Source organism: Aquabacterium sp. A7-Y, from assembly GCF_026153205.1.
Taxonomy (GTDB): domain Bacteria; phylum Pseudomonadota; class Gammaproteobacteria; order Burkholderiales; family Burkholderiaceae_C; genus Caldimonas.
Window position 1 is genome coordinate 1 of record NZ_JAPFBW010000095.1, and the last position, 578, is coordinate 578.

A 578-nucleotide genomic window follows, 5' to 3' on the forward strand; every position below is an offset into this window, starting at 1 on the left:
ATGGGCGACACCACTGCCCCCGCCGTGACCCTGGACGCCGCGACCGACGACGCCGGCACGGTCACCGGCCCGCTGTCCAGCGGTCAGGCGAGCGACGACAGCACACTGCTGCTGAGCGGCAGCTGCGAGGCCGGCGCGACGGTGCTGGTCTACGACGGCAGCATGCTGCTGGGCACGGCCACCGTGAACGGCACCAGCTGGAGCTACAGCGCGACCGTGACGGATGCGACGCAGCACCAGTTCCGCGCCACGGCGACCGATGCCGCGGGCAACACCAGCGCACCGACCGCCGACATCGTGGTGGTGGGCGACATGACGGCGCCGACCACCCACCTGTCCAACCTCACGCTCAGCGACGACACCGGCGTGTCGAGCAGCGACTTCATCACCTCCGTCGCCGCCCAGACCCTCAGCGCGAGCTTGTCGGCGGCCCTGGGCACGAACGAGAAGGTGATGGGCTCGCTCAACGGCGGCGCGACCTGGAGCGACCTCACCGGGCATGGTCAGCGGCACCACGCTGACGTGGAGCGGCATCGTCCTGACGGGCAGCAGACGCTGCAGCTGGCCGTGTGGACGCG

1 protein-coding gene is annotated in these 578 nt (G+C 71.1%); it reads left to right on the forward strand.

Features of this window, described 5'->3' with window-relative positions:
- The coding region (locus tag OOT46_RS30670; RefSeq protein WP_265407412.1) for an Ig-like domain-containing protein at positions 1 to 578 on the forward strand (578 nt) is incomplete at both ends.